At 65.2% G+C, this 18,675-nt stretch carries 13 protein-coding genes; 9 read left to right on the forward strand and 4 right to left on the reverse strand.

Annotated features, from left to right (window positions below; all coding sequences use genetic code 11):
- Positions 1–33 precede the first annotated feature (33 nt).
- The 4 genes from ACI6QG_RS10165 to ACI6QG_RS10180 all read right to left on the reverse strand — a co-directional run bounded on the left by ACI6QG_RS10165 (position 34) and on the right by ACI6QG_RS10180 (position 3,304).
- The gene (locus ACI6QG_RS10165) at positions 34–969 is read right to left on the reverse strand and encodes a hypothetical protein (RefSeq protein ID WP_407024437.1); all 936 of its coding nucleotides are present in this window, start codon (positions 967–969) and stop codon (positions 34–36) included.
- Positions 962–2,068, reverse strand: coding sequence for a hypothetical protein (locus ACI6QG_RS10170; RefSeq protein ID WP_407024438.1), 1,107 nt, complete (start codon positions 2,066–2,068; stop codon positions 962–964). The genes ACI6QG_RS10165 and ACI6QG_RS10170 overlap by 8 nt, the downstream gene beginning before the upstream one ends.
- A 177-nt stretch (positions 2,069–2,245) precedes the next feature.
- Complete coding sequence (locus ACI6QG_RS10175) at positions 2,246–2,968, reverse strand: ImmA/IrrE family metallo-endopeptidase (RefSeq protein ID WP_407024439.1); 723 nt, start codon at positions 2,966–2,968, stop codon at positions 2,246–2,248.
- A gap of 9 nt (positions 2,969–2,977) precedes the next feature.
- Positions 2,978–3,304, reverse strand: coding sequence for a helix-turn-helix domain-containing protein (locus tag ACI6QG_RS10180; protein WP_407024440.1), 327 nt, complete (start codon positions 3,302–3,304; stop codon positions 2,978–2,980).
- A 486-nt stretch (positions 3,305–3,790) separates the two neighbouring features.
- Here ACI6QG_RS10180 and ACI6QG_RS10185 point away from each other — a divergent pair, with 486 nt between their 5' ends.
- The 9 genes from ACI6QG_RS10185 to ACI6QG_RS10225 all read left to right on the forward strand — a co-directional run bounded on the left by ACI6QG_RS10185 (position 3,791) and on the right by ACI6QG_RS10225 (position 18,436).
- Positions 3,791–4,297 carry a DUF2924 domain-containing protein gene (locus ACI6QG_RS10185; RefSeq protein ID WP_407024441.1) on the forward strand — a complete coding sequence of 169 codons (507 nt, stop codon included), beginning with the start codon at positions 3,791–3,793 and terminating at the stop codon, positions 4,295–4,297.
- Positions 4,294–5,646 (forward strand): recombinase family protein, encoded by a 1,353-nt coding sequence (locus ACI6QG_RS10190; RefSeq protein ID WP_407024442.1) that lies wholly within the window; start codon positions 4,294–4,296, stop codon positions 5,644–5,646. The genes ACI6QG_RS10185 and ACI6QG_RS10190 overlap by 4 nt, the downstream gene beginning before the upstream one ends.
- Positions 5,643–6,029 carry a hypothetical protein gene (locus tag ACI6QG_RS10195; protein ID WP_407024443.1) on the forward strand — a complete coding sequence of 129 codons (387 nt, stop codon included), beginning with the start codon at positions 5,643–5,645 and terminating at the stop codon, positions 6,027–6,029. Before ACI6QG_RS10190 ends, ACI6QG_RS10195 begins: the two co-directional genes overlap by 4 nt.
- An 843-nt stretch (positions 6,030–6,872) precedes the next feature.
- Complete coding sequence (locus ACI6QG_RS10200; protein WP_407024444.1) at positions 6,873–9,032, forward strand: hypothetical protein; 2,160 nt, start codon at positions 6,873–6,875, stop codon at positions 9,030–9,032.
- Entirely contained in the window at positions 9,029–13,333 is a 4,305-nt protein-coding gene (locus tag ACI6QG_RS10205) for a DEAD/DEAH box helicase family protein (protein WP_407024445.1), read from the forward strand. The genes ACI6QG_RS10200 and ACI6QG_RS10205 overlap by 4 nt, the downstream gene beginning before the upstream one ends.
- Before the next feature lie 23 nt (positions 13,334–13,356).
- Positions 13,357–15,630 carry a DUF8724 domain-containing protein gene (locus ACI6QG_RS10210; RefSeq protein ID WP_407024446.1) on the forward strand — a complete coding sequence of 758 codons (2,274 nt, stop codon included), beginning with the start codon at positions 13,357–13,359 and terminating at the stop codon, positions 15,628–15,630.
- Complete coding sequence (locus ACI6QG_RS10215; RefSeq protein WP_407024447.1) at positions 15,627–16,484, forward strand: phospholipase D-like domain-containing protein; 858 nt, start codon at positions 15,627–15,629, stop codon at positions 16,482–16,484. The genes ACI6QG_RS10210 and ACI6QG_RS10215 overlap by 4 nt, the downstream gene beginning before the upstream one ends.
- Positions 16,485–16,520: 36 nt before the next feature.
- Entirely contained in the window at positions 16,521–16,835 is a 315-nt protein-coding gene (locus ACI6QG_RS10220; RefSeq protein WP_407024448.1) for a helix-turn-helix domain-containing protein, read from the forward strand.
- A 134-nt stretch (positions 16,836–16,969) separates the two neighbouring features.
- On the forward strand, positions 16,970–18,436 hold the full coding sequence (locus tag ACI6QG_RS10225; RefSeq protein WP_407024449.1) for an Eco57I restriction-modification methylase domain-containing protein: 1,467 nt from the start codon (positions 16,970–16,972) through the stop codon (positions 18,434–18,436).
- The last annotated feature ends 239 nt before the right edge of the window (positions 18,437–18,675 follow it).

Raw genomic sequence — 18,675 nt, forward strand, 5'->3', positions numbered from 1 at the left:
TGGGGTTAGGGAGAAGAAAAGGGAGAAATCGGCCTACAGGTCGAAGCCCCAGGCGCCTTTCACCGAGGTGATGTAGGGCTTCAGGAGCTTCCACTTCACGCCACCAAAGTGCCTGTGCAGCGTTCCATGGTCAGTGAGCTCGCGGATCGGCACGCGCCTGCCGGCATGGAAGGCGTCGACCAGCTTGCGAATGGCCTGGATGTGGTCGTCTGACCTGAAGACGATTGGTTCGCCGCCGTGGATGCGCAGGCGTGTTCCATCCGGCGATAGGTCCAGGGTGCCCGGGGCGGCCGCGACTGCGACACCGCGCATGCGGGCGTCCAGGATCTCGCCGCTCACGGCGAGGCCGTTCTCCGCGGCCAGCACGTCGCGGATCGGCACCAGGATCGTGCCAGGCAATGTCACCCCCCGAAAGCGGGCGGCGCGACTGGTGCACAAGATGATCACGTCCCGCGGATAGGGCCGTGCCTGCAGTGCAGCTGCGACCTGGGCCCGCACCGCGGCCTGCCACATTCGGCGCGCGAACCATGTCTGGACGCGCACCGGACGCTTGCCCAGGCGGGCATCGCCCATCTCCCACAACAGCCCGTCGATCAACGGCCGCGGCGTGCGCGCAGATGGTAGCGCCAGATCGGCTCCGATCGCGGCAAGGGTGTTCGTGATTTCGACGCGATGCCGGGCCAGTCGCGCGGCCGGCACCGCGACCAGACCGCCGGACGGGCTGAAATAGGCAAACCCGCCCGCCTTCTCGGATCGAATCAGCGTCACCGGCGCGTCGTCGTGATCCGCGAGCGATGCCGAGACGGTCTCGTGACCGTGGGGCACCAGCAGCCCGCTGGCGCGCAACATGCCAACGGGGCCGGGCGACATCTCCGCCACGGCCCCGTTTAGGAAGGGCTCCTCCAGGTCCAGCACCTCGAGGAGCAGCGCGACAGCCTCGGCCGAGAGCCGGGGCGGTTCGTCAGACATCCCGCAGCATCCGCCAGCGCTTCAGGTACTTCTCACCGACCAGGCGCTCCCGGTCCGTGCGATCCTTCAAATCGCAGCCCTTCGGCATGGAGATGGTGACCGGCAGCGTGCGACCGCCACGCACACCCGGCGTCGGGTGGAACTTGATCGTGAAGCGGGCCTGCGTGACCTTGTAGCCGCCGGCCAGCGGATCGGTTTCGCCAAAGCGTGCCTCCGCCATCTGCCAGATGCTGCGCTCCGCACCGCGCATGCATTCCAGAGTCACGCGCTCGCCTTGCGTTTCGTACGGCATGAGCCGTAGCAAGCTGACCTTCACCGATTCGATGTTGTCGTCGACATCGGTTGGAAAATCGAAGGGCTGCAGCAGGTGGTCCAGCGAGTACTGGCGGATGGGGATGCGCTCGCCCTGGAACGGCGCGCCCAGCATGTGTTCGGCGAACAGGCGCACCAGGTCCTCGCGGGTCTCCCGCGCCTGCGCCACCACCTCGATGGTGCCGGAGGCAGGCTCGTAGGTGATGGCCGCCTCGACCACCGGGCGGAAGGGAAGCCGGTCCAGCTTGCCGTTGACGAAGGCGCGGCGGTCCCCGGCGCGGCCTTCGCGGTAAATGGCGACCTGGATCAGCTCCGCATGCTCCCCATCCAGCGACGGGCGGGAACGGTCGCAGATCTCCACCTCGACATGCTTCGTGTCGAAGTGCGTGGCGATGGACGCCTTGAACGCCGTGTAGGGATCGCCGTCGCGCGGCACCGTCAGGCCGGGCAGGCATTCGAAGCCATCCCACATGCGGCCATAGCGGCGGTCATCGGCGTAGCGGACCTCCTCGGCATGACCGAAGCCCGCGGGGTCCTTGAGGAACATCCAGAGTGCCCGGGCATGCCCGTTCTCCAGGGAGTCGAGGGTCTCGGCGGAACTCGTAATCGAATAGAGCGCGGCCTGGCCGGGCTCATCCGCCATGGCACCCACCCGATCGGCGTCGTTCATGACGCGCAGACGCTCAGCGTCGTCCATGGCGTCCACCGCCCGCAGCAGGGGCGGGACCACTTCGTTCGCGGCGCCCTCCCACACCACATCGGCCGGCAGGACCGCCTTGATGGACATGAAGTAGGCATGGAGCGACGCGGGCGGCGTGCTCCGGATGAAATCCGGGACTGTCGGCACAGGGGGTCTTTCGATCAGGGCCACGCCAGACAATCCGGCGCTCCGCTAATCGACGTATCAAGAATCGGTGTGCGGGCACAAGCGAAAAGATACGCACAGCAGCGTAGTCCTGTCGGGTCAGCCGAAGAGCGTGGGAGGCCCAGCCAAATCGGCCAGGAGACCGAGCTTGCGCAGCCGAACTCGCGCCGCCTCGGCGGAAACCTGGAAGCTGGCCATGACATGCCGCTCCGCTTCCTGGGCCGCCGGCGTGCCAACCGCTGCCACGCCGTGGATCCCTTGGCCTCGGAGCAGATCCCCAACCGCCCGACGCACCTGTTGGGCCGGCATCAGGATGGCGCCGCTGAAATAGCCGGCCTGCCATTCCAGCCAATCGAACTCGCTGGTCCCCATCATGCTGTCGCGCTTGCAGACTGTCCGCGGCTCCGCGCGCGCCGCCTCGAACATGTGCGGCGGCGCGGCGAAAAGCTGATCAAAGACGGCCCGGTGGTAGAAGGCGTGGCCCAGTTCGTGGGCGAGCGTGGTGCGGAGCCGATTCTGCCGATTGGCTTGCTCGGTCAGCTGAATGGAGATCAGGACCAGCGGCGGTTCGTCTGGCAGGAAGCACGTCATCCCCTCGACGTCGTCGCCCTGGTCGGAGAGGTCGGCATATTGGTCCAGCCTGCTGCTGTGCTGGTCGACCAGCACCGTGAGGTCGTCGGTGGAGATCGGGAAGCGGACAATGCCGTGGCGCTGCTGCAGGAAGGCCGTGACCAGCCGCTCGCAATCGCGGTCGATCTCCGCTGCACGCAGGAAGAGCCTCTGCGGAAATCGCCCCGATTTATCGATCGACCAGCTCGCCACCCTGATCTCCTATTTCGATAGGCGTCGCCGGAAGGCCCGAAACGCAGCCGCCGTGTTTGCAGGATCGGTCGCCGACAAGCGGAGGTCTTCGGGGATCTTACCAGCGAGAACGAAGAGGTAGTCCTCGTCCACGCCGAGAGCGCCCGCGAATTCCCGGATCAGGTGATCGGAGGTCGGGCTGCGGCGGTCGTGCTCGATGTCGTTGAGGTACTGCGGCGATATCGCACCCGTGCCGTCCTCCTTCTGGACAGCCGCAGCCAGGTCCTTCTGGCTGATCCCCTTCTTTTTCCTGGCGGCAATGATGGCCTGTCCCAGGGTGGTGGTCGGCGTTGTCATCGCCCTAGCATCCGGCGAAATCCTTGCCTGTGGCACTTAGCGGAGTGGCGTAGTCAGCTGCTGAGTCCTACGTCAAGCCGCGAAGTTGGACGTGGCGGAGGATTTAGCTTCCGCGATGCCCCCCTACGCCGACGCCGATTCGCGGCGCCACGACCAGCGTCACGCTGAAACCGGCACGGCAACGCCCTACGCGCGATTTCGCAGCGGTGCTTTTGTTCCCGCGGGCCTTCTCTAAGAGATTGTTTTCGCTGTTCTTCTCGGTTGGGCAACACGATCTTGCCTGCCAGCCATGCAGCCGAACCCCGCCAATCCCCACCTCCCGCCGCACCTCCGCGAGGTCTGCGGCATCCTCGCCGCCGGCCTTCTGCGGCTGCGCAGCCGCGCTGCCGGGGAAGCTGCGCGCGAGGCTGCTGACCAGGGAGAGCGTGACCTACACTTCCCGTCCCCTCAGCGCCTGGATGCGAACCGGACCAACCGGAGACCCGCATGACACGCGCCACCAAGCCCAAAGCCGGCACCCCGCCGGCGCCGACCATTCCCGCCATCCCACCGGCCGACGTGCTCGGGCGCCTGGCTGCCCTGAAGACCACCGGCACGCCGGACCTGAAGCAGCAGTGGCGGGAGCTCTTCGCCGCCGAGCCGCCGCCATACAACCGGCGCTTCCTGGAGAGCCGCCTGGCCTACCGGATCCAGGAACTGGCCTATGGCGGCCTGAAGCCAGAGACCATCCAGCGCCTTGAGGCCCTGGGTGAACAGCTGGACGGCGGCAACCCCGTCCTCCGCCGCATCCGCGGCGACGACAAGCCGATCACCGGCACGCGCCTCATCCGCGAGTACCAGGGCGTCGAGCACAGCGTGACCGTGCTGCACGACGGCTACGAGTACCAGGGCCGCCCCTACCAGTCGCTGTCGTCGATCGCGCGCGCCATCACCGGCACCCGCTGGAATGGCTGGCTGTTCTTCGGCCTGAAGAACCGGAGGGCCGCGGCATGAAGCGCAAACCCGCCGCCGACGCCGCGATGCCGGCCACGGTCAGGAAGATTCGAGCTGCGGTGTACACGCGCAAGTCGAGCGAGGAAGGGCTCGACATGGAGTTCAATTCGCTCGATGCCCAGCGGGAGGCGTGTGAGGCCTATATCACCAGCCAGCGGTCGGAGGGCTGGGTGCTGGTGCCGGACCGCTATGATGATGGCGGCGTGTCCGGCGGCACCCTGGAACGGCCGGCGCTGCGGCGCATGCTGGCGGACATCGAGCGCGGCCTAATCGACGTGGTGGTGGTCTACAAGATCGACCGGCTGTCGCGCGCGCTGATGGATTTCGCCAAGCTGGTCGAGGTGTTCGACGCGAACAGCGTGACCTTCGTGTCGGTCACGCAGTCCTTCAACACGACCACCAGCATGGGCCGCTTGACGCTCAACATACTGTTATCGTTCGCTCAATTTGAAAGAGAAGTCATTGGCGAGCGCATCCGCGACAAGGTGGCGGCGTCACGGGCGCGCGGGATCTGGATGGGCGGCTTCGTGCCGCTTGGCTACGACGCCAAGGACCGGAAGCTGCTGGTGAACGAGGCGGAGGCGGCGCTGGTGCGCCGAATCTTCGAGGGGTTCATCGAGACGGAATCCGGCACGAAGCTGGTGCAGGCATTGCGCACCGAAGGCCACCTCACGAAGCGCGGCCGCGCGTTCACCAAGAGCGACGTCTATCGGGTGCTGAGCAACCGGACCTATCTCGGCGAGGCGATGCACAAGGGGAAGTCGCACCCCGGCGAGCATGCCGCCATCGTGCCGCAGGCGATGTGGGACGCGGCGCACGCCCTGCTGACGATCAGCCCGCGGACCCGCGCCAATCGCACGCGCTGCCAGACACCTTCACTACTGCGCGGGCTGATCTTCGGAAGCGACGGGCGCGCCATGTCGCCCACCCACGCGCGGGGGCGCCGTGGCCAGCAGTACCGCTACTATGTCAGCCAGTCGGTGCTGAAGGGCAGTGCGGCCGACGGGCCGGCCATCGCGCGCATCTCCGCCGCGGAGATCGAGGGCGCGGTCATTGCCCAGGTCCGGGGGCTGTTGCGCCAGCCGGAGGTAGTGTTGGGCGCATGGCGCGCGGCGCGGTCCGCAGCGCCGGACATGACGGAGGACGAGGCGCGGCTGGCGCTGGAGCGGCTGGACCCGCTGTGGGAGGAGCTCTTCCCGGCGGAGCAGGCGCGCATCATCCGCCTCCTGGTCGACCGGGTGGACATCGGGGTGGGCGGCGCCGACGTGCGGCTGAAGCTGGAGGGGCTGGCGAGCCTGGCGCGAGATCTCGCGATGCCGCCGGCCGATGCGCCGAGGGCGGCTGCGTGACCGGCGCGGCGCAGATGCTGACCGTCCGTGTGCCGCTGGCGGTGCGGAAGCAGCGAGGCGGGCGGAAGCTGGTGCTGATGCCGGGTGGCATGGCGCCCCGAGACGCCTCGGCTGCGGACAGCACGCTGGTGAAGGCGCTGGCCCGGGCGTTCCGGTGGCGGCGTCAAATGGAGACGGGCCGCTACGGCACAATCAATGAGCTGGCGGCGGCGGAGAAGATCAACTCGTCCTATGTCTCGCGCCTGCTGCGGCTGACGCTGCTTTCCCCCGACATCGTCGAGTCCATCCTGGACGGGCGGCAGCCAGAGGGCATGACCCTGCCGGCGCTGATGGAGCCGTTTGCGGTGGAGTGGGGGAGGCAGCAAGCCGATCTGATGACCTGAGATGCTGTTCAAAGACTCGAGCACAGGCGACGCTACAGCGCAGCTATGCTGCTATGAAGTCAAAAAACGCCCTTGTTTTCATCGAGTCGATCCGATTGTAGGCGTCGTCGGCGAACAACTACTCTAGCTGCGGCTGCGGCTCGCAATAATGTTGCGGCTGCTCTACGCTCCGGTGGGGCTCACCGCGCGGAGCGCAGGTGATTTTTACGCAGAGGGCATATTTGTTGACATGCCTACTCGTGCGTTTAGTTTGAAATTGCATCAACCTTTGGCGCATTTATGGGTAGGAAAAGGCCCTCTTTCCCGGCAGGTAAAACATCAAAAGGGAATGTCGGAAACGCTCTGCAGGCGCTTCAGTCCGCGAAGGCACGGCTCCTACTGGCCGAAAGGGCAGCTCGCATCGCGGCAAACCGCGTCGCGAGGCCATCGTTCTCGAAGCCGATCGCAACACGCTATATCGGGCCCGGGGGCCAGGCTTGGAGGCGCCCCGATGCCGTACTCCCCGTTGTTGCCGACATCCTGGCGGCGGTATCAGACGGCCAGGACCGAACGATACTCTCATGGCCGAGGCGGGTCTGTGACGGGACTGTCGCGGCGGCGTTCGCTCTGAGGGAAAGCCGCGCCACGGGTAGCCTTGCTTACTGCTCCCTGGCCGTATGGCCCTGGCGCCCTCAAGAGGGCACCAGCCACGGTTCCATGGCTCCAGTACGCAACGTTTGGGTCCACCCGGAGGATGTCTGCGAGGTTGGGCGCCGCGTGGCAACGGATCACCAGGGTACACGCGCCGATTGGACGACCGAGGGCGGTTTCGCCCATCAAGCGACCGCCATGATCGAATTGAGAATGAATGACCTCATCAAAGGGGCTCGGGCAACGCTCTCAGCGGCGGACAGCCATGCGAATAGTCCCACCTTGCGCGAGATCACTCCAGCTTTCTCGCCCGTGCTCATTCCCGGACGAACGCCAACCTATGCGGCTAACCCGGCTCAGATCATCAGCCGCGTGCAGCACTACACCCAGGCCAGAAAATCAAGAGACGGCCTTAACCTATCTCACGACCTCCCGAAGATGGGCGATCCCGATGTAACCCCGCAGGCAATTTTTGGCCTGCCGTGGACCCTCAAAAAAGGCGTTCTTCGGGAACTCCTACAGTTCCCGCGCTTCGGGCGCGTCGGACTTGATGCTGTCATCATCAACCTGACAGGATCGGAGCGGGATCTGCATCGTGACGATTGGGAGAAGGCGCTCGAACTGCTCCTGGAGGAGTTGCCCTCGGCGCCAGGCCGGAGGCCTCCACTCATCCTGCTGTGCGACGACCCGTACATGCACAGGAGAGCCGAGGGGCTCATCAAGCAGGCGTCGGGCAAGATCAATCGAAAGTTCCCGAGCAAGCTCGGCATCTATGCACCGCTGCACATGCCGGTTGGCGATGCCGTCGAACTTCCGACAGTTCTTCCACCGTTGCGAGTACAGGCTGATTTCAAGGACCCGGGCCTGGCATCCCTGCGGGCGGAATTGCTGGCGCTCGCAAACCTTCACGGGGGTTCGGGTGACCGGGAAATGGCCAGGGTCACCCGGAAGGCGCTCGACGTCCTCGCACGCACAGCCAGCCTGCCGCTGGGGCTCGAAGAAGCCTTGGCGATCGCGAAGGTGTACTACGAGGAAGACACCGACGAAAATATGCGCGCGCTCGCGCTCTTTCTTCCCGGCCAGGACTTTCAGAGGATGGTGGCGGCCGCGACGATGATCGGCCGTAGTATCGAGCAGGCGACCAACCTGCGCGACCAACTCCAAAGTCGCCTGGCTTCGTGGCAGCAGGACACGCCGGTGTCGGCGAAGCTCTGGAGCCTGTTGGCCAATCCGAAATGGAACAATGCAGACACTGCCGTCGCTATCGGTGACCCGCGGATTGCGGAAGTCTTCCAACTCGCCACGCGGGCCGTCGAACTGCGCGTTCGAACCATCAGCCAACACGACCTTGACCGTCTCACCAAGTCGAAGCGCCTGATAGTACTGTCGCCGACGCCGAACTCGATCCATGCCCTGTTGACGATGCCGCATCCCCTCGATGAGGTCGTCGTGATCGGGGACTGCGCAGGTGTAGGAAAGCTCTCCAGACTGCTCAAAACCTTGTCCGAGTTGCCGAGCCTCGGACCTATTGCCGCTAGGGCCACGGCGCTGGCAAAGGTCTTCGAGATAGGCGGCGCGTATGAGCGCCTCGATGAAGCCGAAGCGAAATTCCGGCTCGGCCCCGATCCCTCGAAGGAACTCCTGGATTTCAGCCGCGGCACTGGGCTGAACGGCGGGGACGTCGTCGTTATCACGACCCGCGGCGGCGATGTCATTTACCACCGCAAGCAGGCTCAGGTACCGGTCTATCTTCCCGACGATATCCGTCCCTTCAAGCGAGTCCTCGCCCACACGATCCAGCAGGGAGATCAGATTCCGGTCTTCAGGAAGGGGTTGGTCTCGCTACTGCGCTCCGCAATCGTGTCATCGAGCAGGACAGCCAAGTCGATCGCGGGGTACCACACCTTCATCGCGGGCATGCGGGAGACGATCCCCGGCAGTGACCTTTCAGAAAAGGCCTGGACCGTCTTGCGCCGCATGCAGGCGGCCGACCCGTCCTTCAAGACCAGCGAGCATTCCAACGTGAGACGCTGGCTGCGAGCCGATCAGCAGGCACTCGCTCAGGAGAGCGAGCGGACCATCAGGCCGGAGGCAGCACGGGACTGGAAGCGGTTCCTGCTGTTCATCACGGCCCTGGGTGCGGACGAAGCCACTGCCCGGATTTTCTGGACAGCCATGATCGTTCCCACGCGATCCTTCAGCGTCCAGGAGGGAGCCCTGTTTCACGACCACCTCTCCGCATTTTTGGTCGACCCTGAAGGGGCGATGTCCTCGATCTCAAAGGGGCATTCTGCCAGTGACGTCATGGAAGCGATCCGCGACGCCGTCGATGTCGTGACCTCCGTAAAGATCAGGAAAGACATCTCGCCATGAAGCTGGAGCCTGCTCTCGCATCACTGGGATCCGACGACCTCCGGCAGGAGCTCAAGGAGGCCGTCGCTGACGCCCTGCTGGAGAGCATTCGGCGCCGCGTCTCGGGTGAGGGGCCCGACGGACGGATCGTCCTGGGTGCCAAGCCGTCCCGTCGTCTCTCCAGTGGTTTCATCCTGCCGCGGTTGAACGCCAATGGGGATGACGAAGCCAACGACATTCGCATCGCTGCCCACGGTATGGATTTCAGCGTTTTGCCAGATGTCGCCGGCGTGATCTCGCTGGAGATTCGAGGGGCGATCTATGTCCGCGCGCTGCCGACCTCCGATGAGCTCTTCGCAGACGACGGGCTGCTGGTGCCCAGGGCGGATTTCAGCGCGGATCGCAAGCGGGAGATCTCAGCGCTTCGCCGCACCCTGCGGATTGCCCGCGTGACCCCTGACATGACGCGCGAGCAGAAAGCCGCGACCCTGGAGGCGATCCGCTTGGAGATCTACGCCAGGTATGGCGTCGTCCCGCCGCCGGTCTATCAGGTCGTGCCAGACTCAGAGATCGCCGATGAGGCTGAGGCTCCCGAAGCAGAGGAAGTCCCTCCCGATCCCGTCGACGCCCCGACTTTGGCCCAAGGCGTCTCCATGGCCACACGTCTGCGCATCCCTTCACCCCACAGCCGCGGCTACGAGGTGCCCCCGGCGTGGTGCCGTGTCGACATCGCGCCCCTGCGAGCTGAGTTGCCGCTTCCCGTTGATCCGGCATCCTGGCTCTCGGCCGAGTTGGCGGTTTCCACACGACTCGGCACGGCGATCCAGGATGCCGCCCAGGCGTGGATCGCGTCTCCCGAGGGGCAACTGCGGGCATGGCGAAAAAACCCACGCCCTGTGTCGGAGGATTTCTGGGAGCCCCAGGCATGGGATCGGTATCTTGGCAGGGTTCGCCTGTTGCCGCCCGTGCCAGCCGACCTGGTTCCCACCTTCGAGGTCGGCGTCCGCTTCGACCCGCTGCCGATCCGGCGAGCTCCAGGTGGCTTTTCGGTCCGTCTCGCCATCGAGAACAAGCGGGAGCGTGACGAGGAGCGCGAGAACGGATTGTTCCAGATCTCGCTCGCAGCTCGGCTGCCGCGGGCTGCCCTCGCCCCCATGACGCTGGAGCGCGTCCGGCGCAGCTACCACCTCGAAGGCTTCCTCTCGATGCCCGCGATGGGCGTCAATTGCGGCGTGGAGGAGTGCGAGGCCGATGAGGGAGATGTCTCGCTGCGCACGACTTGGATGCCGCGCTACGTGCTGCCGAAGCTGAAGCCGCGCTCGCTCCCCGCGCCGGGCGTCGAGACACGCTTCAGCCGACTGGCGGATCCCACCTTCGACATCGCGACCCTGCTTCGCCTGCCCAGGGCGCTGACCGATTGGGTCGATAGCCTTGAGGGGCCTCCCGCGGGGGCGCATCCAGATAGCGTGGCCCAACTCGCGATGTTCGCAGGGGACGTCCTGCAGTGGCGCAAGGAAGCCGAGAGGATTGCGTTGGGCATCCGCTTGCTCGTGGCATCGCGCGCGGTCTGCGAGGGCAACCCAAGCGACGGCATGGCGGCCCCCTACCGGGCCTGGCTCATGATGAACCGCTCCTTCGACGACCTCTATCCTCCGACGACGGAGCGCCCCAACCCGGGCTGGCGCCTGTTCCAGCTTGCCTTCGTGTTCTCGCACATCCCGACCTTGGCATCGCGCATCCCAGGATTCGATGTCGCGCCCCATTTCGAGGCGTCCTTCGACGAGGATGCGGCGACGCTGCTCTACATGGCCACCGGTGGCGGCAAGACCGAGGCCTTCTTTGGTGTTGAAACCTTCGCGCTCTTTCTCGATCGGCTGCGCGGCAAGCTTCGCGGCATTACGGCGATGATGCACTACCCCCTGCGGTTGCTCACCGTGCAGCAGGCGCAGAGGTTGGCCCGCCTGCTCGCCCGGGCGGAGATGGTGCGGCGGGCCGAAGGCCTGGGCGGGGCACCCTTCGAGATCGGCTTCTGGGTAGGCGGAAACAACACGCCCAATGACACCCGCAACCACAGGAACGAGTTGGACGACGCGGTTCGTCACATCCCCAGGGCAGGAACGCCCGGGGCGCTGAACGAAGCTGCGCTGATGAATGAGGCCAACACCAATCAGAACGCCCGTCTCTACCGGGAGTCGCAGGCGGCCTGGAACAAGCTGCCGACCTGCCCCTTTTGCGGGACGACCGGGACCGGCCTCAGGCTGTTTCCCCAGCAGGCCGATCGGCTCGGCATTGTCTGCCACGAGGAGAGTTGCGACTGGAACCGCGCCCATCCCCGAGTGGCGGCTGGCAGTGTGCCGCTGCCGTTCCTGCTGGCGGATTCCGACATCTATCGGCGCGCTCCGTCGATCATCCTGGGCACTGTCGATAAGCTCGCCCTGATCGGGCAGAACATCGCCAAGATCTCCAAGATCGCGGGCATGTTCGGCCTGGCACGCGGCCTGGTCGGAGGACCTGACGGCCTCCTGGAGATGATGGGCGCCGAAGGGGAAGCCATCGCCCCAGCCTGGTCAGGCGGAATTCGGCCGCTCTTCGATCCCTTCCCCAGCTTGATCATCCAGGACGAAATGCACTTGCTGGATGAGAGCCTGGGGACGTTTGGCGGCCTGTTCGAGACCAGCCTGTTCGAATGGCTGCGCGAGATCGGCAAGATGATCGGCCCGACAGCGTGCCGCTACACATCCGCGCCGGATCGCGTTCGCCTGCCGCATGTCATCGGAGCCACCGCCACGGCCTCGGACGTCGAACGCCACGTCAAGGCGATCTACCAGAAGACGGTCGTCCAATTCCCGCATCCCGGCCCCACGCTCCACGAGGGCTTCTACGTCCATCTCGCTGCTTACCAGCCCGGCGGTGCCGCCGAAGTCGCCCGCGGGGGAACCCCTGACACGCCTCTGGGGCGCGAGATGTCGGCGCCATGGGCGCGGGTTTACGCCTCCATCATGACCAACGGCCGCAAGCACACCGTGACGACTCTGGCTGTGCTGGCTGCACATGCCGCGGCGATCACGCGGTGGATGATCGATCTCAACGACCCCGCCACCCGCGCGCAAGCGGCCGCAGAGATCGAGGCATGCATCTCGGACGCCCCTTGGCGGGATCGTCGGGTGGCGGCGGTCCGCACGGCGGCGGCCAACGGGAACTGGGCGGCGATGCTATCGCTGCTCGACCTCCACCGCATCATGCTGACCTATGTCACCAACAAGAAGGGCGGTGACCAGATCCTCTCGGCCTTGGTTGATGAGGTGCGTGAGGCGCATCGCGTCATGGGACCGCGCTATCGCCTCGACACCGCTCAGGGCATGCAATACGGCAACGCGCTGATCTCCGGCGGCGTGGACATCGGCACCATTCAGGACGTGATCAAGCTCGCTGAGAAGCAGATCATGTTCCCGACCGAGGATGTGGTCTTCGACCCGGAGTTGCATCATCCCAACCGCGGCTTGCGGGAGATCGTGGCGACATCCGCCGTCTCGCACGGTGTGGACGTCGAGAACTTCAACGCGATGGCCTTCGCCGGTTTGCCCTCGGACATCGCCGAGTACATCCAGGCATCTTCCCGGGTGGGGCGAACCCATGTCGGCTTCTCGATCCTGGTGCCGACCCCGCAGGTTCGGCGTGATCGCTATGTCGTGGAGGTCCACCAGTCCTTCCATCGCCTGCTCGAACGAATGATCCCGCCGCCCGCGGCCGAGCGTTGGGCGGAGCGGGCTATCATTCGCTCGGTGCCGTCGCTCATTCAGACATGGCTCGCTGGTGTCCATTACCAGAAGGCGTTCATCGCTGCGCCGGACGCGGCCAAGGCCTCCACGGGCCTGCCAGAGCGAACCGCGGCGGTCGCCGCCATCATGGGCAATGCGGCCAACTACGACGCCTGCATTGAGTTCATCGCGAGCGCGTTCGGGGTGAGAAGACCCGCAAATGTCGGGGGCTCCATGAACCAGGCCTACTACATGCGCGTCATCCGCGAGCAGGTCAGGTTGTTCCTGAATTCCGTAAACGCCGCGGCCTGTCCGATGTGGGAGTTCTGGAGCATGGGATTGGGAGATCTCCCCCGGCCGATGACCAGTCTTCGCGATGTTCAGGGGCAAGGGACCATCCGCCCGACCAGCATGTTGCCGGGACGCAAGCTGGTCGAGCCGCAGAAGATCGCCGTGGCGATGTCCAACGTGCGATCGGGGTCGACCAGGGCGAGGCACGGCCGCGAGCTTGATGCGGATGAAGTCACGGAGGGCCGTCGCCCGCGCCCACCGAGGGCGGGCTGAGGGGTGGTTGGGGGAGCACGGGAATGAGCAACGACCGGTTCAAGATGATGCGCTCACAAGGGCAGATCTCCCGCGCGTATTCGCCAGGAGGTCTGTTTACCTTCGAGGGCGGTACCGTCGCCTGCATGGCCCTGCCCGATGCCGAGAATGGAACGGACCGTGAGGGTCTGCCCGACGTCAGTCGGCGCCAGATCGCGAGCATCATCCAGGAATATGTGCGCTCCTGGGCCGAGCGGGGAACTTCTGGCACCAACCCTCGGCACCCCATCCCGATCGAACTCTGCGTCGATCGGGATGTGCTCAACGATGCCCACACCGTAAAGATCGGCCTCGGGGACCTTCGCTTTCAGACCCCCGATTTCGCTGGCTTGATGCCCTTCCCGCTCTCGTTCCGCTGCACGAAGTGCAACCTGCACCGCGAGTCCAATAGTCCCGCGAACCTCAGCGACGATATGGCGGCATTCCGGCATGCCTGCCCGACCGGGGCGGCGACCTGCGCCAACAGCTGGCGGCAACTCGATTTTGTCATGGTCCACTGGTCAGGTGGCATCGAGCAACCCAGCCCACGACGCCTGGAGATCATGCCGGACGGCAGCCAATATCACATCTCGAGGTGCGCGCATTGTGACGGGCAGCGCTTCCGATGGGTTGGCGTCGGGACCGGATCGCTGTCGTCCATGCAGTTCTCCTGTGTGGACTGCAACACGCCGCGCGATCTCATCATGCCTGACCCCGACAGCCTGAAGATTCTCGCCCCTCGCCTCTTGGACCAGACGGCCATCCGTGCCGAGGTCAACATGGAGCCCATCTCCTATCGCGCGAATGCCGTGCACTATCCCCACGGCGATCGGGTCCTGCTCTTCCCCGACGAGAGCAACATGACCCTACTCGACAACAGCCGTGTGCGAGAGTTGGGCCAACACCTGACGAGGAAGTTCGGCTTTCCCGCCGGAAGCACCCTGAGCGACGCGGAGAAGCAGGTCCACCTGGCGCGGGCCGACCGAACGTCGGAGTGGGTGCAGGTCGCATCCATGCGTGTGGGACTGAGCTATATCCCGGAGAGCGAGGTCGCGGCGCGGCAGGGCATTCTCGATCAGATCGCAAAAATCGAGGATGACTGGGCCGCCACGGTATTCAAGGACCACATTCAGCCATCACCAAGTCTGGAGATCGTCCTCACCTCCAGACTGGAATTCCCGAACAAGTTCGATCCCGTTCGCATGGTCGTGGAGCACGACGCCTTCCGCGCGGACAAGATCACCGCCGGTGCGATGGATGACGGGCGCCTGCGCAGTGTCCCTGTCACAGCCCTGGATGAATTCACCAAGCCAGACGGCCTGACGGGGCCAGCGGATGAGGATCGCCTCCACCAGGCATCGCGGGCATGGCTCGACCTCATGGGCATCGCTGAGATGCGCCTGGTCCGTGATGTCCGGCTGTGCGAATTCACCTTCGGCTACACCCGTGTCGCGTCCCAGCCGTTGGAGCAGCGCCAGCCCCCGTCGAAGGCCGCGGGGATCGATCTCCCGGTTCGGCTCCGCATGTTCGACAAGGTCAAAGGCCGGGCAACCGACGGTGGGATGGGTGCCCATTGGCAGTATCCCGTGCTCTGCGTGGTCTCATCCAACGAGGGCTTCTATGTGCGCCTCGATGAGGCGTCCGTTCTCGCCTGGATCGAGGCCAATGAATTCGTCCTGCCGACATCGTCTCCCGGGCTATCGCTGGGTGGCCGTCTACTGGAGCAGGCCGCCACGGTGCAGACGGGGCCTCAGCCCGGACGCATGACGCAGTTCCTGGAATCCTACCGCCGGGACAAGGAGGTCGCTGAGTTCGCGTACCCCCACGTCTACACGCTGCTGCACACCATGGCGCACCAGATGATAGGGCAGATCGCGGCGCTGTCGGGCTTGGAGATGGGCTCGCTTTCCGAGCACATCTTCGCGCCAGACCTCGCCTTCCTGGTCTATCGGCGGGGGACAACCATGGACCTCGGCAACCTGTCGTCGATGTGGCGGGACCGGGGATCCGTGGACGATGGAAATGAGTTCCTCGCCAGGATGGGGGCGCCCGCTGCCCTGCGCTGCGGCAGCGAGAGCTCCTGCAACCACAAGGGCGGCGCCTGCCCGGACTGCATCATGATCCCCGAGACGTCCTGTGTGACCCGCAACGACCTGCTGTCACGGTCGTCGCTGATCGGCCGCGGGAAGCCGTATTGGGCGAAGTGGGAGCAAAGCACCCGCACCGAGCTCGTTGGCTACTACGACGTCGTGGCCGGGCTCAGGGGATCTATCCCTTGAACGAGATCCCGGCCGAGGTCGCCCACTCCCTGGCGGAAGCCCTCTGCAGCGTCGCCACGGAGGCGTCGATCCTGGCCCGGGAGATGGAATTGCGCCCGCCAGGCGCAGTCCTGCATGTCTGGTCAACACGCCAGGACCTCCGCCCGCACAGCGCGGCCGCCGTGGTGCGAGATTTTCGCCGCCGCGGCTGGCTGTCCGGCGGCGGGGACGGCAGCGCTCTATACACCACGGGAGCGGCCCCAGTGGGCCTCTCGGCCTTCCTAGGTGGTGTCGCTGTGATGGCTGCGATCCGCCCGGAGGCTGGCACCTTCCAGGCCGTGGTGACGCCACCGCCCAATCCCAGCGCCTTCGCCAAGGCATTGCAGTCAACGGGCATGGCGCGGGCAGATCTCATGGATACCGCGTCAGCCATGCGACAGGTGGCCAGCGCCGCGCACCGCGACCTGGTCATGCTGACGCCCTTCGCGAACGAGCAGGGACTGAGCTTCGTCGCCGATCTATTCGAGATCTCCCCCGCGACCAACCGCACCCTGATCCTGCGAGCACGGAACTCCGGCACGCGTCGCGCTCTGGAAGGCATCAAGGACCGGCTGCGCGATCTCCGCGTCAGGGTCCTCGACTACGTCCTGGATCTCGGTGACGGGAACTACGAGACCTTCCACGCCAAGGTTGTCCTGGCCGATGAGCAGATGGCCTACGTGGGCAGCGCCAACATGCTGCACTACGCCCGCAACTCCATGGAACTCGGCGTCCTCCTTCGCGGGCGCGGCACCGACGTCATCGCAGCGGCAGTTCGAGCCGCCGAGAGATGCGCGATTGAACTTCAATCAGTGTCGCCGGATGTGCACATATAGTTTGACGAAATACCCGGTTTGCACATTCATATATTTATGAGCCGTCCTGCCTCAGTCAGCAAATCCTTGCCGCCGTTAGCCCGAGATGCCTTGCTGGTGCTGGGGGAAAACCTGCGGGTGGCGCGCGAGCGGCGCCGTGAGCCTCTCCGGGAGTGGGCGTCTAGGATCGGTGTTTCCGTCCCTACTCTCCAGCGCATGGAGCGAGGTAATCCGTCGGTCGGGATGGGCGTGTACGCGGCGGCGCTTTGGCTTTGCGGCCAGGCGGAGGGGCTCGCAGAACTTGCCAACCCGTCGCGTGATGTCACAGCGCAAAAGTTGGACATCGCCAGGGCAGCAAGGCGCCGAAAGTGAGTCCGTTTGACTCGCCATCTGTTCTGTCTGCTTCCGTGGGAGAATGTGCCGGAATCGTCCGCGCGATTTGTTTGTACTATCGGAGGCGTCCCGCCGCCGAGGCATCTGAAGCCCTGCGTGAGGCGCTGGAGCTGGTGAACGGCCGCGGCCCGGTCGAGGTGAGAGCTCTCCTGGCACGACTGACGCCGCCCTGGGCCGACCACGCCATCGCCAGTGTCTATGCCGTCTTAATGCCGGGCGATCAGCGCAAACGCCTCGGCGCCTACTTTACCCCTCCGCATCTCGTCGACCACCTCATGTTTCGCATGGAGGCATTAGGCGTCGACATCTCGCGTGATCGGCTACGCGATGCCGCTTCAGGCGGGGCGGCCTTCCTCGTGCCGTCGGCGCGCCGCATGGTCAAGACTTGGCTGGCTATGCGCCTGCCGCGCAAGAAGATCGCTAAGCGGCTCGCCGAGCGCTTGGTCGGCTCCGAAATCGATCCGAACTTGGCGCGGCTTGCGAATGCCCTGATCGTTCGCATGCTGCGTGTGGAGTTCGGCTTCTCGACACAGCAGATCAGGCTGATCGGTAAGATCGTCCGTGTTCGGGATGGCCTGAAGCCCGCGCATGCCGCCTTTGATCATGAAATCGGCAACCCGCCCTACCGGCGCCTGGATGCCCAGGAACAACTCGACCAGATCGAGCGCTTTGCTGACATCCGTAGCGGTCGGCTGAACCTCTACGCGATGTTTGTCCGCTCCGCCCTGGAGCAGGCGCCGATCGGTGGCTTGGTCGGCCATGTGATCCCGAGCTCCTTCCTGGGTGGCCCGGAGTTCGCGGCCTTCCGCCGCTCTGTTTCGTCCCAAGCCGAGGTGCTGGTGCTCGACGTCGTGGAAAAGCGCAGCGACGTCTTCTTGGATGCCGTGCAGGACGCCTGCTTCATCGTGCTTCGCAAGCGCCCGTTGCCGATCATCGACCCGACGCCACACACACCAACCTCCGGCGTTCTGACTCATGAGGGATTCCTGCGCGAATGCGGTTTAGCGACCATCCCCACAGATGAGTCGCCCTGGACACTCCCGGATGTCGATGTCACCGGAACGACGGATGGACGCCCGGGGCGGTCGCTCCGCGAGATGGGCTGGCGGGCGACCGTCGGCAACCTCGTGGCCAACCGGGAGACCGAGCGCATGCATCAGGAGCCAGGCCCTGGACGTCTTCCCTTGATCTGGGCGGCCTGTGTGCTGGGCGATGGCACCTTCGATTTTGACCGTGGCCGCCTCTCCAGGCAGGCTAAGGGCATGGGCTTCGTCACACTCTCCGCTGGGGCGGCTGGGGCCGTGCTGGGTCCCTGCGTGGTTGTGCAGCGGACGTCCTCACGGAGCCAGGGGCGCCGCCTTGTCGCGGCCGCCATCCCTGATGAGTTCTTCCTTCAGCACAGAGGGGTCGTCGGCGAGAACCACACGCTCATGCTAATCCGCGAACGGCCGGACGCGGTCCCAGCGGAGGGGTTAGCGGCGCTCTTGAACACACGCCAAGCCAGCGATGCCTTTAGCCGGGTGAGTGGCTCGGCCTCGATCTCGGCTAAACTGCTGAACGATCTCCGACTACCGATCTGATTTAGGCTGAATTGCTGGTCATGCGGCATCTGGTCGGTATCGCTCCTGAACGGCGAACGCCTGACCGAACTGACGGTCGAGCACGGTGTCGGGGTGCGAGTCAGCCGAACCGTTGAGTTCAAACGCCTCGACGAGGATTTTTTCTCGGAGCGGGAATGATCCGGCTGACTGAGCGTACCAAACTGTTCGCTCTCGAAGTACGGATTTCGGGCAAGTGGGGTTCGAACCGGATCAAGTGC

This window comes from Sabulicella flocculans (assembly GCF_045449635.1).
GTDB lineage: Bacteria > Pseudomonadota > Alphaproteobacteria > Acetobacterales > Acetobacteraceae > Roseococcus.

What these genes read in the sequence shown, in the direction of transcription:
- ACI6QG_RS10165 (WP_407024437.1), bottom strand. Translation starts at nt 969, where the DNA reads ATGTCTGACGAACCGCCCCGGCTCTCGGCCGAGGCTGTCGCGCTGCTC.
- ACI6QG_RS10170 (WP_407024438.1), bottom strand. Translation starts at nt 2,068, where the DNA reads ATGTCCATCAAGGCGGTCCTGCCGGCCGATGTGGTGTGGGAGGGCGCC.
- ACI6QG_RS10180 (WP_407024440.1), bottom strand. Translation starts at nt 3,304, where the DNA reads ATGACAACGCCGACCACCACCCTGGGACAGGCCATCATTGCCGCCAGG.
- ACI6QG_RS10185 (WP_407024441.1), top strand. Translation starts at nt 3,791, where the DNA reads ATGACACGCGCCACCAAGCCCAAAGCCGGCACCCCGCCGGCGCCGACC.
- ACI6QG_RS10190 (WP_407024442.1), top strand. Translation starts at nt 4,294, where the DNA reads ATGAAGCGCAAACCCGCCGCCGACGCCGCGATGCCGGCCACGGTCAGG.
- ACI6QG_RS10200 (WP_407024444.1), top strand. Translation starts at nt 6,873, where the DNA reads ATGAATGACCTCATCAAAGGGGCTCGGGCAACGCTCTCAGCGGCGGAC.
- ACI6QG_RS10205 (WP_407024445.1), top strand. Translation starts at nt 9,029, where the DNA reads ATGAAGCTGGAGCCTGCTCTCGCATCACTGGGATCCGACGACCTCCGG.
- ACI6QG_RS10210 (WP_407024446.1), top strand. Translation starts at nt 13,357, where the DNA reads ATGAGCAACGACCGGTTCAAGATGATGCGCTCACAAGGGCAGATCTCC.
- ACI6QG_RS10220 (WP_407024448.1), top strand. Translation starts at nt 16,521, where the DNA reads ATGAGCCGTCCTGCCTCAGTCAGCAAATCCTTGCCGCCGTTAGCCCGA.